Source organism: Priestia sp. TRN 1309, assembly GCF_050846875.1.
In the GTDB taxonomy this organism is placed as follows: domain Bacteria; phylum Bacillota; class Bacilli; order Bacillales; family Bacillaceae_H; genus Priestia; species Priestia zanthoxyli.
Genome location: NZ_JBOZGM010000010.1, coordinates 20,924 through 36,850, shown reverse-complemented (window position 1 = coordinate 36,850; position 15,927 = coordinate 20,924). Strand labels below are relative to the sequence as shown.

Annotated in this window: 14 protein-coding genes; all 14 read right to left on the bottom strand. The window is 41.0% G+C overall.

What is annotated here, in order from left to right:
* Positions 1-2 precede the first annotated feature (2 nt).
* The gene (gene rplV / locus ACRPLQ_RS25030; RefSeq protein WP_013054932.1) at positions 3-344 is read right to left on the bottom strand and encodes a 50S ribosomal protein L22; all 342 of its coding nucleotides are present in this window, start codon (positions 342-344) and stop codon (positions 3-5) included.
* 19 nt (positions 345-363) lie between these two features.
* The gene (rpsS, locus tag ACRPLQ_RS25025) at positions 364-642 is read right to left on the bottom strand and encodes a 30S ribosomal protein S19 (protein WP_013054931.1); all 279 of its coding nucleotides are present in this window, start codon (positions 640-642) and stop codon (positions 364-366) included.
* Between the two features lie 57 nt (positions 643-699).
* A complete protein-coding gene (gene rplB, locus ACRPLQ_RS25020) occupies positions 700-1,530 on the bottom strand; it encodes a 50S ribosomal protein L2 (protein ID WP_013081374.1) in 831 nt (276 codons plus the stop codon).
* 27 nt (positions 1,531-1,557) lie between these two features.
* Complete coding sequence (rplW, locus tag ACRPLQ_RS25015) at positions 1,558-1,845, bottom strand: 50S ribosomal protein L23 (protein ID WP_028412664.1); 288 nt, start codon at positions 1,843-1,845, stop codon at positions 1,558-1,560.
* Complete coding sequence (gene rplD, locus ACRPLQ_RS25010; protein ID WP_013081372.1) at positions 1,845-2,468, bottom strand: 50S ribosomal protein L4; 624 nt, start codon at positions 2,466-2,468, stop codon at positions 1,845-1,847. Before rplD ends, rplW begins: the two co-directional genes overlap by 1 nt.
* Before the next feature lie 28 nt (positions 2,469-2,496).
* On the bottom strand, positions 2,497-3,126 hold the full coding sequence (gene rplC, locus ACRPLQ_RS25005; protein ID WP_013054927.1) for a 50S ribosomal protein L3: 630 nt from the start codon (positions 3,124-3,126) through the stop codon (positions 2,497-2,499).
* Positions 3,127-3,167: 41 nt separating this feature from the next.
* Positions 3,168-3,476 carry a 30S ribosomal protein S10 gene (gene rpsJ, locus ACRPLQ_RS25000; protein ID WP_013054926.1) on the bottom strand — a complete coding sequence of 103 codons (309 nt, stop codon included), beginning with the start codon at positions 3,474-3,476 and terminating at the stop codon, positions 3,168-3,170.
* Between the two features lie 315 nt (positions 3,477-3,791).
* Complete coding sequence (tuf, locus tag ACRPLQ_RS24995; RefSeq protein WP_013081371.1) at positions 3,792-4,982, bottom strand: elongation factor Tu; 1,191 nt, start codon at positions 4,980-4,982, stop codon at positions 3,792-3,794.
* A gap of 116 nt (positions 4,983-5,098) precedes the next feature.
* Positions 5,099-7,177, bottom strand: a complete 2,079-nt coding sequence (gene fusA / locus ACRPLQ_RS24990; RefSeq protein ID WP_028412663.1) for an elongation factor G — start codon at positions 7,175-7,177, stop codon at positions 5,099-5,101.
* Between the two features lie 57 nt (positions 7,178-7,234).
* A complete protein-coding gene (gene rpsG / locus ACRPLQ_RS24985; RefSeq protein ID WP_013054923.1) occupies positions 7,235-7,705 on the bottom strand; it encodes a 30S ribosomal protein S7 in 471 nt (156 codons plus the stop codon).
* A 50-nt stretch (positions 7,706-7,755) separates the two neighbouring features.
* Positions 7,756-8,178, bottom strand: coding sequence for a 30S ribosomal protein S12 (rpsL, locus tag ACRPLQ_RS24980; RefSeq protein WP_013054922.1), 423 nt, complete (start codon positions 8,176-8,178; stop codon positions 7,756-7,758).
* A gap of 99 nt (positions 8,179-8,277) precedes the next feature.
* Complete coding sequence (locus ACRPLQ_RS24975; RefSeq protein ID WP_013054921.1) at positions 8,278-8,526, bottom strand: 50S ribosomal protein L7ae-like protein; 249 nt, start codon at positions 8,524-8,526, stop codon at positions 8,278-8,280.
* Positions 8,527-8,657: 131 nt separating this feature from the next.
* On the bottom strand, positions 8,658-12,251 hold the full coding sequence (rpoC, locus tag ACRPLQ_RS24970; RefSeq protein ID WP_013081369.1) for a DNA-directed RNA polymerase subunit beta': 3,594 nt from the start codon (positions 12,249-12,251) through the stop codon (positions 8,658-8,660).
* Between the two features lie 62 nt (positions 12,252-12,313).
* Positions 12,314-15,877 carry a DNA-directed RNA polymerase subunit beta gene (gene rpoB / locus ACRPLQ_RS24965; RefSeq protein ID WP_028412662.1) on the bottom strand — a complete coding sequence of 1,188 codons (3,564 nt, stop codon included), beginning with the start codon at positions 15,875-15,877 and terminating at the stop codon, positions 12,314-12,316.
* Positions 15,878-15,927 lie beyond the last annotated feature (50 nt).

The window sequence follows — 15,927 nt, the reverse complement described above, 5'->3', positions numbered from 1 at the left end:
AATTATCCCTCCTTCTTTTCTGATACCACGATTGTGATGTGGCTTGTGCGCTTGTTAATTTGGCTTGCACGTCCCATAGCGCGTGGACGGAAACGTTTTAAAGTTGGACCTTCGTTAACAAAAGCGTCAGTAATAACTAAATTGTTAGCGTCCATTTCATAATTGTGTTCTGCATTGGCAATAGCAGATTTTAATACTTTCTCAACGACTGGAGAAGCAGCCTTTGGCGTGTGAAGTAGCACTGCTAGCGCTTCACCCACTTGCTTACCTCGAATTAAATCTACAACTAAACGAACTTTACGAGGAGCAATACGTACTGTTCTCGCGACAGCTTTAGCTTGCATTTAAAAGCCTCCTCTCATATTAGCGTCTTGTTTTCTTATCATCACTTGCGTGACCTTTGTAAGTACGAGATGGTGCGAATTCACCAAGTTTGTGACCTACCATGTCTTCAGTAACATAAACTGGTACATGTTTACGACCGTCATATACAGCAATTGTATGACCAATGAACTGAGGGAAGATAGTTGAACGACGAGACCAAGTTTTTACTACTTGCTTGCTGTCAGTTTCGTTTAACTTCTCAATTTTGTTGATTAAATGGTCATCTACAAAAGGTCCTTTCTTTAAGCTGCGACCCATAAATGAACCTCCCTTCGTGATTGTCCTACGGTTCGTTTGAACCGTAGCTCAATCCCGTTATTTTTTACGACGACGAACGATAAATTTATCGGATTTGTTTTTCTTCTTACGAGTTTTGTAACCAAGTGTTGGTTTACCCCATGGACTCATTGGAGACTTACGTCCGATTGGAGAACGTCCTTCACCACCACCGTGTGGGTGATCGTTAGGGTTCATTACAGAACCACGTACAGTTGGACGAATACCTAACCAACGAGAACGACCGGCTTTACCGATGTTGATTAACTCGTGTTGTTCGTTACCAACTTGACCTACAGTTGCACGACAAGTTGCAAGGATCATGCGTACTTCACCAGAAGTTAAACGTACTAATACGTATTTACCTTCTTTACCAAGTACTTGAGCAGATGTACCTGCAGAACGAACTAATTGTCCACCTTTACCAGGTTTCAATTCGATGTTGTGTACTACTGTACCAACAGGGATGTTAGCTAAAGGAAGCGCGTTACCTACTTTAATGTCAGCTTCAGGACCTGACATAACTTCTAAACCTACTTTTAGGTTTTTAGGAGCAAGGATGTAACGTTTTTCACCATCAGCATAATGAATTAATGCGATGTTAGCTGAACGGTTTGGATCATATTCGATTGTAGCAACGCGTCCAGGTATTCCATCTTTATCGCGTTTAAAATCGATGATACGGTATTGACGCTTGTGCCCACCACCTTGGTGACGAACAGTCAATTTACCTTGGTTGTTACGACCACCTTTTCTCTTGACAGGTGCAAGTAACGATTTTTCTGGTTTGTCAGTAGTAATTTCAGCGAAATCAGAAACTGACATACCACGACGACCATTTGAGGTTGGTTTATACTTTTTAATCGCCATCTCAATTTCCCTCCTTCTCTAGTAATCTTAAGCTTCGAAGAATTCGATTTCGTTGCTCTCTTGAGTTAGTGTTACTACCGCTTTACGACGACGGTTAGTAAGACCACTGTAGCGACCTACACGCTTGAATTTACCTTTGTAGTTCATGATGTTTACTTTTTCAACTTTTACGTCAAAGATTTTTTCGATAGCATCTTTAACCTCAGTTTTATTAGCTTTTACATCAACATCAAACGTATATTTTTTCTCAGCCATTAAGTCTGTTGAACGTTCTGTAATTACGGGGCGCTTAATAATATCACGAGGATCTTTCATTATGCAAGCACCTCCTCTACTTTTTCAACTGCGTCTTTAGTGATTACAAGCTTATCATGGTTCATAACGTCTAATACGCTTAAACCATTAGCTGCAACAACTGTTACACCAGGAATATTACGTGCTGAAAGTGCAACATTTTCGTTAAGATCAGCAGTTACTACTAATGCTTTGCGTTCTACTGTTAGGTTTTTAAGAACTGCTACCATTTCTTTTGTTTTTGGAGCGTCAAAAGAAAGAGCTTCAAGAACAACGATGCTGTTATCTTGAGCTTTAGTTGATAATGCAGACTTAATTGCTAAACGACGAACTTTTTTAGGTAATTTGTAGCTATAGCTTCTTGGAACTGGACCAAATACTACGCCACCACCACGCCATTGTGGAGAACGGATAGATCCTTGACGAGCACGACCAGTACCTTTTTGACGCCATGGCTTACGGCCACCGCCTCTTACTTCAGAACGATTTTTAACTTTAGAAGTACCTTGACGTTGAGATGCGCGTTGCATTACGATCGCGTCGAAAAGTACTTTGTTGTTTGGTTCGATACCGAAAACGGCATCTTGAAGTTCGATCTCTCCAACGTTTTCACCGTTTTGGTTAAACAATGCTACTTTTGGCATTGGTTATTCCTCCTTTCTCGAAGAATTATTATTTAGATTTAACTGCAGATTTAACAGTAACTAGAGATTTTCTAGCTCCTGGCACGTTACCTTTTACTAATAAAAGATTGCGTTCTGCGTCAACTTTAACGATTGATAAGTTTTGCACAGTGATGCGCTCTCCACCCATGCGTCCTGGTAATAATTTACCTTTAAATACGCGGTTTGGAGCTACAGGACCCATTGAACCTGGGCGACGGTGGTAGCGAGAACCATGAGACATAGGTCCGCGAGATTGTCCGTGGCGTTTAATAGCACCTTGGAAACCTTTACCTTTTGAGATTCCTGTTACATCAATTACATCGCCTTCTGCGAAAATATCAACCTTGACTTCTTGACCAACTTCATATGCTGAAGCGTCCACACCGCGTAACTCACGGATGAAGCGCTTAGGAGCAGTATTAGCTTTAGTAGCATGTCCTTTTGCAGGTTTGTTAGATAGTTTTTCACGGATATCTTCGAAACCTAATTGGATTGCTTCGTAACCGTCTGTCTCAGCGTTTTTAACTTGAAGAACTACGTTAGCAGAAGCTTCAATTACTGTTACTGGGATCAAGTCACCATTTTCAGCAAATACTTGAGTCATACCGATCTTTCTTCCTAAGATTCCTTTGGCCATTAGTCACACCTCCTAAGTATCTTTTCATTCTTTATTTTAAATTAAAGTTTAATTTCGATATCTACACCAGATGGTAAGTCTAAACGCATTAATGAATCAACAGTTTGTGGTGTTGGATTCACGATATCAATTAAGCGTTTATGCGTGCGCATTTCGAACTGCTCACGAGAATCTTTATATTTGTGTACTGCACGTAGAATTGTATAAATTGATTTTTCAGTCGGTAATGGAATCGGACCAGATACAGCCGCACCAGAACGTTTTGCAGTTTCTACGATTTTCTCAGCAGATTGATCAAGAATTCTGTGATCATATGCTTTTAAACGAATGCGAATTTTTTCTTTTGCCATTATTTTCCCTCCTTTTTCGCCTATTTTACAATAGACATTCTCCGCGGAAATTTCCCCACACTCGCCATGGCAAAGCGGCCGGGTGTGTCGGCAACCTTCCGCATCATCGCAGTCAAAGACCAACATTTTTATTATACTAAAAATGGGTTCATATTGCAACAATAAAGTTAAAAAACTTTTTTATGTGTCGCACACTTTTTTCATTATATATAAAAGGAGATCATTTTGCAAGTGTAATAGTAAAAACTATCTTTACCTTTTATCACCAAATAAAAAAGGAGTAGGTTACCCTACTCCCTTTACTGAAACGAGAAATTACTCGCTGATTTTAGCTACAACGCCAGCGCCTACTGTACGTCCACCTTCACGGATTGAGAATTTAGTACCTTCTTCAATCGCGATTGGAGCGATAAGTTCAACAGTCATTTCGATGTTGTCGCCAGGCATTACCATTTCTACGCCTTCAGGTAAGTTACAAATACCAGTTACATCAGTTGTACGGAAGTAGAACTGTGGACGGTAGTTTGTGAAGAATGGAGTGTGACGTCCACCTTCGTCTTTAGAAAGAACGTATACTTCAGCAGTAAATTTAGTGTGTGGAGTGATTGAGCCTGGTTTAGCTAATACTTGTCCACGTTGGATTTCTTCACGTGCTACACCACGAAGTAAAGCACCGATGTTGTCGCCAGCTTCAGCATAGTCAAGAAGCTTACGGAACATTTCTACACCTGTTACAGTAGTAGATTTTGGCTCTTCAGTTAAACCGATGATGTCGATAACGTCACCAACTTTAACTTGTCCACGCTCTACACGACCTGTAGCAACTGTACCACGACCAGTGATTGAGAATACGTCCTCAACTGGCATCATGAATGGTTTTTCAGTGTCACGTTCTGGAGTTGGGATGTACTCATCAACAGCGTCCATAAGCTCGATGATTTTAGCTTCCCAATCAGCTTCGCCTTCAAGAGCTTTAAGAGCAGAACCTTTGATTACTGGTACATCGTCACCAGGGAAGTCGTATTCAGAAAGAAGGTCACGTACTTCCATTTCTACTAATTCAAGTAGCTCTTCGTCGTCTACCATGTCACATTTGTTTAAGAATACAACTAGGTAAGGTACACCTACTTGACGAGAAAGAAGGATGTGCTCACGAGTTTGTGGCATTGGACCATCAGCAGCAGATACTACTAAGATACCACCATCCATTTGAGCAGCACCAGTGATCATGTTTTTAACATAGTCAGCATGTCCTGGGCAGTCAACGTGTGCATAGTGACGAGTGTCAGTTTCATACTCAACGTGTGCAGTTGAGATTGTGATTCCACGCTCGCGCTCTTCTGGAGCAGCGTCGATCATGTCGTAAGCCATTGCTGCACCTTTACCACTTTTCTTAGCAAGAACAGTAGTGATAGCAGCTGTTAAAGTTGTTTTACCATGGTCAACGTGACCAATTGTACCGATATTGGCATGTGTTTTTGAACGGTCGAATTTTTCCTTAGCCATTCGAAAATCCTCCTTAAAATTCATGTAGTTTATGGTTTATGAGGCCGTGAAAGGGAATGAGCTCCACTTTCACAGCGTACATAAGTAGTTATACTTCAATAAAGAGTGAAAATCAATTATTCACCTTTATTTTTTTTAATAATTTCTTCTGAAATTGATTTAGGAACTTCTTCGTAGTGATCGAAGTGCATAGAATATGTTCCGCGACCTTGAGTGTTTGAACGTAATGCAGTTGCATAACCAAACATTTCAGAAAGTGGAACGAATGCACGTACAACTTGAGCGTTACCGCGTGCTTCCATACCTTCTACACGTCCACGACGAGACGTAACGTCACCCATGATATCTCCTAAGTATTCGTCAGGGATAACAACTTCAACCTTCATCATTGGTTCAAGGATAGCTGGGTTACATTTTGATACTGCGTTTTTAAGAGCCATAGAAGCGGCAATTTTAAACGCCATCTCACTTGAGTCAACGTCATGGTAAGATCCATCAACTAAAGCAGCTTTGATATCGATTAATGGATAACCAGCAAGAACACCGTTTTGTAATGCATCTTCAAGACCAGCTTGAACTGCAGGGATGTATTCACGTGGAACTACACCACCAACGATTTTGTTCTCAAATTCAAAGCCTTTTCCTTCTTCGTTAGGTTCGAACTCAATCCAAACGTGACCGAATTGTCCACGACCACCAGATTGACGAGCGAATTTACCTTCAACTTTCGCACCAGCGCGGAAAGTTTCACGGTAAGCTACTTGAGGAGCACCAACGTTTGCTTCTACTTTGAATTCGCGACGCATACGGTCAACGATGATATCAAGGTGAAGCTCACCCATACCAGAGATGATGATTTGACCAGTCTCTGTATTAGTTTCCGCACGGAAAGTTGGATCTTCTTCTTGTAACTTTTGAAGAGCTGTCGTCATTTTATCTTGGTCAGCTTTTGATTTTGGCTCAACAGATAAAGAGATAACTGGCTCTGGGAATTCCATAGACTCAAGAATTACAAGACTCTTTTCGTCACATAGAGTATCACCAGTAGAAGTATCTTTTAATCCTACAGCTGCCGCGATATCTCCAGCGTATACTTCAGAAATCTCTTCACGAGAGTTAGCATGCATTTGTAGGATACGACCTACACGCTCACGCTTACCTTTTGTAGAGTTTTTGATGTATGAACCAGAGCTTAGTACACCAGAGTACACACGGAAGAACGTTAATTTACCAACATAAGGGTCCGTCATAACTTTGAACGCTAATGCTGAGAAAGGAGCGTTGTCGCTAGACTCACGCGTAACTTCTTCTTCTGTGTCAGGTACGATACCTTGGATTGCTGGTACATCAACTGGAGATGGTAGGTAATCAATTACCGCATCTAGCATTAATTGTACACCTTTGTTTTTGAATGCTGAACCACAGATAACTGGGTAGAATTCAACGTCACAAGTACCTTTACGGATACCAGCTTTTAGTTCTTCAACTGTAAGCTCGCCTTCGTCTAAGTACTTCATCATTAATTCTTCGTCAAGTTCTGCAACAGCTTCTACTAGGCTTGCACGGTATTCTTCAGCTTGCTCTTTGTATTCCTCAGGAATTTCACGAGATTCTGAACGAGTACCTAAGTCATCTTCGTAGAAGTATGCTTTCATTTCCACAAGGTCAATGATTGCTTCGAAGTCATCTTCAGCACCGATTGGCAACTGAATTGGGTGAGCATTTGCACCTAAACGATCGTGGATCGTTTTTACAGAGTACAAGAAGTCAGCACCAATTTTGTCCATTTTGTTAACGAATACGACACGGGGAACACCGTACGTAGTCGCTTGACGCCATACTGTTTCTGTTTGAGGCTCAACACCAGATTGAGCATCAAGAACTGCCACAGCGCCATCAAGTACACGTAATGAACGCTCAACTTCAACAGTGAAGTCTACGTGTCCAGGAGTATCGATGATGTTAACGCGGTGACCTTTCCAAGAAGCAGTTGTCGCAGCAGACGTGATAGTGATACCACGTTCTTGCTCTTGCTCCATCCAGTCCATTTGTGAAGCTCCTTCATGAGTTTCACCAATTTTATGGATACGGCCAGTATAATAAAGAACACGCTCAGTTGTTGTTGTTTTACCAGCATCAATGTGAGCCATGATCCCAATATTACGAGTGTTTTCTAAGGAGAACTCTCTTGCCATCTTAGGTATTTCTCCTTCCATATTATAATTTGTTTTTTTAAAAGTTTCGTTAAAAGATTACCAACGGTAATGAGCAAATGCTTTATTAGCTTCTGCCATTTTGTGAGTATCTTCACGTTTCTTAACTGCAGCACCAGTGTTGTTAGCTGCGTCAAGGATTTCGTTAGCTAAACGCTCTTCCATCGTTTTTTCTCCACGAAGACGAGCATAGTTTACTAACCAACGAAGACCTAAAGTAGTACGACGCTCTGGGCGTACTTCTACAGGAACTTGGTAGTTAGAACCCCCTACACGGCGTGCTCTAACTTCTAGTACAGGCATGATGTTTTTAAGAGCTTGGTCGAATACTTCCATAGCTTCTTTACCACTGCGCTCTTGTACTAAATCGAATGCTCTATAAAGAATAGCTTGTGACTTACCGCGCTTTCCATCAAGCATCATTTTGTTGATTAAGCGAGATACAAGCTTAGAATTGTAAATCGGATCTGGTAATACGTCTCTTTTTGCAACAGGTCCCTTACGTGGCATTCTACTTCCTCCTTTCACTTTTAAAAGTTTATCTATTAATTGTTAAGCTATTATTTTTTAGCTGCTTTTGGTCGCTTAGTACCATATTTAGAACGACCTTGCATACGGCCATCCACACCAGCAGTATCAAGTGCACCACGTACGATATGGTAACGTACCCCTGGTAAATCTTTTACACGTCCACCGCGGATAAGTACCACGCTGTGTTCTTGTAAGTTGTGACCAATACCTGGGATATAAGCTGTTACCTCGATACCGTTTGTTAAACGTACACGAGCATATTTACGAAGAGCCGAGTTCGGTTTCTTCGGTGTCATAGTACCCACACGTGTACATACACCACGTTTTTGTGGAGAAGATTGGTTAGTTTGAGCTTTCTTGAAGCTGTTGTAACCTCTGTTTAAAGCAGGTGAGTCAGATTTTTTACCTTTACTCACACGACCATTACGGATTAATTGGTTAATAGTAGGCATTTAATTTTTCCTCCTTTCGCCTTTTGTAAGACCACACATCCAGGTGGTTCATTTTTTAGCAAAAAACAAAGTCTTTGAAACTAAAAGTTCAAAAACGTGTTAACTAATAATTGCAACAGTTGCAGCGTTAACTTCTATCCTACAAGCTTGACCAAGCTTTCGCATAGAAGGGACATACGTATACGGAACGTTTTCTTGCTGTGCCGTTTTTGCCACAATGGATGTGACATAAAAATCAGCGTCTTCAGCAATGATGACTTCCTTTACTGTACCTTTTTTTAATGCTTTCACCGTCTGCTTTGTTCCTACAATAATATGATCAGCCTGTAATACTTTTTCATAAGACATTATCATATCCTCCAAAGTAACAGGTAGTTTATAGGAGCACCTTTGATATAGTATCATTCCCTAGAATGGATGTCAACTAACGTTTCGTAGTTTTTTTAAAAAACATCCATTCTAGAGTAATGATTTTATAATTAGTCGATTGTTACCGTTTCTTCAGCTTGGTTTTTGATTGGTTCAGCATTACGATATCTCGTCATACCTGTACCAGCCGGAACTAGCTTACCAATGATAACATTCTCTTTAAGTCCAAGCAACTCATCACGTTTTCCTTTGATTGCAGCATCTGTAAGAACACGAGTTGTTTCTTGGAATGACGCAGCAGATAAGAAGGAATCAGTTTCAAGAGATGCTTTTGTAATACCAAGTAATACAGGACGGCCTGTCGCTGGACGATTGCCTTCAAGTAATACTTTTTCATTAGCATCAGTGAATTGGTGAATATCAAGTAATGAACCTGGTAATACATCTGTATCTCCTGAATCCATTACGCGCACTTTACGAAGCATTTGGCGAACCATTACCTCTACGTGTTTATCTCCAATTTCTACCCCTTGCATACGGTATACTTTTTGCACCTCACGAAGCAAGTACTCTTGTACAGCCGTGATGTCTTTTACTTTTAGTAATTCTTTAGGATCAATTGAACCTTCCGTTAATTCTTGACCACGTGCAATGCGCTGTCCTTCAATAACTTTCAGGCGTGCACTGTACGGAGCTGTGTAAGAACGAGTTTCAATCTCTCCTTGAACAGTAATTTCGTGCTGACGATCGCGTCCTTCAGAAATGCCGGCAATTGTACCTTCAATTTCAGAAATAACGGCTTGACCTTTAGGGTTACGCGCTTCGAAGATCTCTTGGATACGCGGTAAACCTTGAGTGATATCGTCTCCAGCAACCCCACCTGTATGGAATGTACGCATCGTTAACTGTGTACCTGGCTCACCGATAGATTGAGCAGCGATGATACCAACTGCCTCACCCACTTCAACTTCTGAACCAGTTGCAAGGTTACGACCGTAACATTTTTTACATACACCGTGGCGAGTGTTACATGTGAATGCAGAACGAATCCATACTTCTTCAACACCAGCATCCACAATTGTTTCAGCTAGGTCTTCTGTAATTAGTTCGTTTTCTTTCACTAACACTTCGTTTGTTCCTGGGTGAAGTAGTGTTTTTCTTGCATAACGTCCAATTAGACGCTCATCAAGTTTCTCAATTTCTTCTGTTCCTTCTTTGATTGCAACAGCCAGAATACCGCGGTCTGTACCACAGTCGTCATCACGTACGATAACGTCTTGTGCCACGTCAACCAGACGACGAGTAAGGTAACCTGAGTCAGCTGTTTTAAGAGCCGTATCGGCAAGACCTTTACGTGCACCATGGGTAGAGATAAAGTACTCTAATACTGTTAAACCTTCACGGAAACTAGATTTGATTGGTAACTCAATGATACGACCAGACGGGTTGGCCATTAGTCCACGCATACCTGCAAGCTGAGTGAAGTTAGATGCGTTACCACGGGCACCAGAGTCACTCATCATGAAGATTGGGTTGCGTTTGTCTAATGACGCCATTAATTTACCTTGGATAACGTCTTTCGCGCTACTCCATACAGAGATAACACGCTCATAACGCTCATCTTCAGTAATTAAACCGCGACGGAATTGTTTTAGTACGTTATCTACTTTAGCTTGCGCTTCTGTTAAGATAACTTCTTTTTCTCCTAAAACCACGATATCAGCTACACCAACTGTAATACCAGCTTTAGTAGAATATTTGAAACCTAGGTCTTTCATACGGTCAAGCATTTTAGAAGTCTCAGTAATTTTGAAACGTTTAAATACTTCAGCGATAATATTACCTAAGATTTTTTTCTTAAACGGTGCGATAGCCGGTTGATTCTTGATGAATTCCTTCACATCTGCACCTTTTTCAACAAAGTACTTCTCAGGAGTTTTCACTTCTAAGTTTTCTCTTGTTGGTTCGTTAATGTATGGGAACGATTTTGGTAAAATTTCGTTGAAAACTAATTTACCAACCGTTGTAACAAGCAACTGTTGATTTTGTGCTTCTGTAAACGTTTCGTTGTTTAAAGAACCTGCATACACACCTACACGTGTATGAAGATGCACATAACCGTTTTGGTACGCTAATAGTGCTTCATTTGTATCCTTGAACACCATGCCTTCTCCAACTGCCTCTTCACGCTCAAGCGTTAAGTAGTAGTTACCTAATACCATATCCTGTGAAGGTGTAACAACTGGTTTACCATCTTTAGGGTTCAAGATATTTTGAGCAGCAAGCATTAAGATACGTGCTTCTGCTTGTGCTTCCGCAGATAATGGAACGTGAACCGCCATTTGGTCACCGTCAAAGTCAGCGTTATATGCTGTACATACAAGCGGATGAAGACGAATAGCGCGACCTTCTACAAGCGTAGGTTCAAATGCTTGAATACCTAGTCTGTGTAGCGTTGGTGCACGGTTTAAAAGAACTGGATGCTCTTTAATAACCGATTCTAATACGTCCCATACTTCAGGTTGCACACGTTCAATTTTACGTTTTGCACTCTTGATGTTATGAGCTAAACCGCGTTCAACAAGCTCTTTCATTACGAAAGGTTTGAAAAGCTCTAACGCCATTTCTTTTGGAAGACCACATTGATACATCTTTAAGTTCGGACCTACAACGATTACCGAACGGCCAGAGTAGTCAACACGTTTACCTAATAAGTTTTGACGGAAGCGACCTTGCTTACCTTTTAACATGTGAGAAAGAGATTTTAATGGACGGTTACCTGGTCCTGTTACCGGACGGCCACGACGACCATTATCGATTAATGCATCTACAGCTTCTTGAAGCATACGCTTTTCGTTTTGAACGATAATGCTAGGAGCTCCAAGGTCTAATAAACGCTTTAAGCGGTTGTTACGGTTAATTACACGGCGATATAAATCATTTAGATCAGACGTAGCAAAGCGTCCACCATCTAATTGAACCATTGGACGAAGTTCTGGCGGAATAACCGGTAGAACGTCTAAAATCATCCAAGAAGGTTCGTTACCAGAATGACGGAAAGCCTCTAGTACCTCTAAACGTTTAATAGCACGTGTACGACGTTGACCTTGAGCAGTTTTCAATTCTTCTTTCAAAGCATCTACTTCTTTATCAAGATCGATGTCATGCAATAATTTTTTAACAGCTTCAGCACCCATTGCTGCATGGAAAGTTTGTCCGTACTTCTCACGATACGCACGGTATTCTTTCTCTGATAAAAGCTGTTTCTTTTCAAGTGGTGTATCACCAGCATCTGTTACTACATAAGAAGCAAAATAAATGATTTCCTCTAGCGCACGAGGGGACATGTCTAAGACAAGTCCCATGCGGCTAGGAATACCTTTGAAGTACCAAATATGTGAAACAGGTGCAGCTAGTTCGATGTGACCCATGCGTTCACGACGAACTTTTGCGCGCGTAACTTCTACGCCACAACGATCACATACAACACCTTTATAACGAACGCGCTTATATTTTCCGCAGTGACATTCCCAGTCCTTTTGTGGACCAAAAATACGCTCACAGAATAAGCCGTCTTTTTCAGGTTTTAACGTACGATAGTTGATCGTTTCAGGTTTTTTTACCTCACCGTACGACCAAGAACGAATTTTATCTGGCGAAGCTAGACCGATTTTCATATACTCAAAGTTATTTACATCTAGCAAGGAGCCTACCTCCCTTTTAATCTACAGGTTTTTTCCCTTAACGTTTATATGAAAGTAATTCCTTACTCTTTTGTGACAGGATCTTTTTGTCCTTCAGAAAGGCTTTCTTCGTTATCTGCAATAATTGATTCTGTTGGTTGCTCATGGTCCTCTTCTGAGTCCATGATATCAATTTCTTGCTCGTCAGCAGAAAGCATCTTCACATCCATACCTAAACTTTGTAGTTCTTTGATTAATACTTTGAACGATTCAGGTATGCCAGGTTCTGGAATGTTTTCACCTTTAACAATTGCTTCGTATGTTTTCACACGACCTACTACGTCGTCTGATTTCACTGTTAAGATCTCTTGTAATGTATAAGCAGCACCGTATGCTTCAAGTGCCCATACTTCCATCTCACCAAAACGCTGTCCACCGAACTGCGCTTTACCACCAAGTGGTTGTTGTGTAACAAGTGAGTATGGTCCAGTAGAACGAGCGTGAAGTTTATCGTCTACCATGTGAGCAAGTTTGATCATGTACATGATTCCTACTGATACACGGTTATCGAATGGTTCACCTGTTCGACCATCATATAGAACTGTTTTAGCATCACGAGACATGCCAGCTTCTTCGATTGTTGCCCAAACATCTTCCTCACGCGCACCATCAAATACTGGAGACGCAACGTGAATGCCAAGCTTACGAGCAGCCATACCTAAATGAAGCTCTAGCACCTGACCGATGTTCATACGAGATGGTACCCCTAATGGGTTTAACATGATGTCAATTGGCGTACCGTCTGGTAGGTAAGGCATATCTTCTTCCGGTAAAATACGTGAAATTACACCTTTGTTACCGTGACGACCGGCCATTTTGTCACCTTCAGAGATTTTACGCTTCTGAACAATGTATACACGGACTAATTGGTTTACACCTGGTGGTAATTCGTCGCCATCTTCACGGTTGAAGACTTTAACATCAAGGATAATTCCACCGCCGCCGTGCGGTACACGAAGAGAAGTATCACGAACTTCACGCGCTTTTTCACCGAAAATAGCGTGTAGAAGACGTTCTTCAGCTGTTAGTTCTGTTACACCTTTTGGCGTTACTTTACCAACTAAAAGATCTCCATCTTTTACTTCTGCACCAATGCGGATGATTCCACGCTCATCTAAGTTGCGAAGCGCATCTTCACCTACGTTTGGAATGTCACGCGTAATTTCTTCAGGTCCAAGTTTCGTATCACGAGACTCAGATTCATATTCTTCAATATGAACAGACGTATATACATCGTCTTTCACAAGGCGTTCACTCATGATGATGGCATCCTCATAGTTGTAACCATCCCATGTCATGAAACCAACCATTACGTTTCGTCCTAAAGCAAGCTCACCTTTTTCCATTGAAGGACCGTCGGCTAAGATCTCACCTTTTACTACTTCGTCGCCAACTGAAACAATTGGACGCTGGTTGTAACAAGTACCCTGGTTAGAACGAACGAATTTTAATAATTTGTATTGATCTAAGTTACCTTTAACTTTTTGTCCGTCTACTTCTTCATAGCGGCGAACAAAAATTTGTTTTGCTTCTACGCGCTCTACAACGCCAGGGTATTTACAAATCACGGCTGCACCAGAGTCTTTACCAGATACATATTCCATACCTGTACCTACGATTGGTGCTTCAGGATTTAATAAAGGTACTGCTTGACGTTGCATGTTCGCACCCATTAATGCACGGTTAGAGTCATCGTTCTCTAAGAATGGGATACATGCTGTAGCGGCAGATACAACTTGTTTTGGTGATACATCCATATAGTCTAAACGATCGCGACGGATAACCGTGTTTTCTCCACGGAAACGTGCAACGACATTTTCATCTAAGAATGAACCATCATCACCTAGACGAGCGTTCGCTTGGGCTACAACATAGTTATCTTCTTCATCAGCTGTTAAGTAGTCAATTCGCTCTGTCACTTTACCTGTTTCAGGATCGATACGACGGTAAGGTGTTTCGATGAAACCGAATTTGTTTACTTTTGCATAAGAAGAAAGTGAGTTGATTAACCCGATATTCGGACCCTCTGGCGTTTCAATCGGACACATACGGCCATAGTGGGAGTAGTGAACGTCACGCACTTCGAAACCAGCGCGTTCACGCGTTAAACCACCAGGTCCTAGAGCTGAAAGACGACGTTTGTGCGTCAATTCGCCTAATGGATTCGTTTGATCCATGAACTGTGATAATTGAGAACTTCCAAAGAACTCTTTAATCGCCGCAATAACTGGACGAATATTAATTAATTGTTGAGGTGTGATTGTATTCGTGTCTTGAATTGACATTCTTTCACGAACAACACGTTCCATACGAGATAAACCGATACGGAATTGGTTTTGTAACAATTCACCTACAGAACGCAGACGACGGTTACCTAAGTGGTCGATATCATCTGTGTCTCCTACTTGATGAAGCAAGTTAAAGAAGTAACTGATTGATGCTAAAATATCAGCAGGTGTGATATTTTTAACTTCTTCTGTTACATAAGCGTTGCCTGATACAGTGATGACTTTTTCACCTTCTGGATCATTTGGCGCATAAATCTTAATAGATTGTAATGTAACATCGTCTTCTACTACTCCACCAACCGGACTATAAGTTTTGAAGTTTACTCCACCTTCAAGCATCGGAATCAAGCGATCTAGCAGACGGCGATCAATCATTGCGCCTTTTTCTGCAATAATTTCACCTGTTTCAGGATCAACTAATGTTTCAGCTAGCTTTTGATTAAATAAGCGATGTTTGATATGAAGCTTTTTATTAATTTTATAGCGACCTACGTTCGCTAAGTCATATCGTTTTGGATCAAAGAAGCGAGATACTAATAGAGACTTCGCATTCTCAACTGTCGGTGGTTCACCCGGACGTAAACGCTCATAGATTTCTAATAGCGCTTTTTCCGTTGTTTCCGTATTATCTTTTTCAAGCGTATTACGGATGTATTCATTATCACCGATTAAATCGATAATCTCTTGGTCAGAACCGAAACCTAGCGCGCGTAACAGCACTGTTACTGGCAGTTTACGAGTACGATCAATACGCACGTATACTACATCTTTTGCATCAGTTTCATATTCTAGCCATGCACCACGGTTAGGGATAACAGTTGCTGTATATCCTTTTTTACCGTTTTTATCAAGCTTTCCACTATAGTAAACACTTGGTGAACGAACCAACTGTGATACGATAACACGCTCAGCACCATTAATTACAAAGGTACCTGTTTCGGTCATCAATGGGAAATCTCCCATGAACACATCTTGGTCTTTTACTTCACCTGTTTCTTTATTAATTAACCGCACCTTAACACGAAGAGGTGCTGCATAAGTTACATCACGTTCTTTAGACTCTCCTACTGAATACTTTGGCTCACCTAAGCTGTAATCAATAAATTCTAGTGATAAGTTACCTGTAAAATCATCAATTGGAGAAATATCTTGGAACATTTCTCGTAAACCTTCATCTAAAAACCATTGGTATGAAGCCGTTTGAATCTCGATTAAGTTCGGTAACTCTAAAACTTCACTAATACGAGCATAACTTCTGCGTTGGCGGTGGCGTCCATACTGAACTAGTTGACCTGTCAACTGATTCACCCCTCAAATCAAGCGTTATTATTCAAAATATATAATAAACC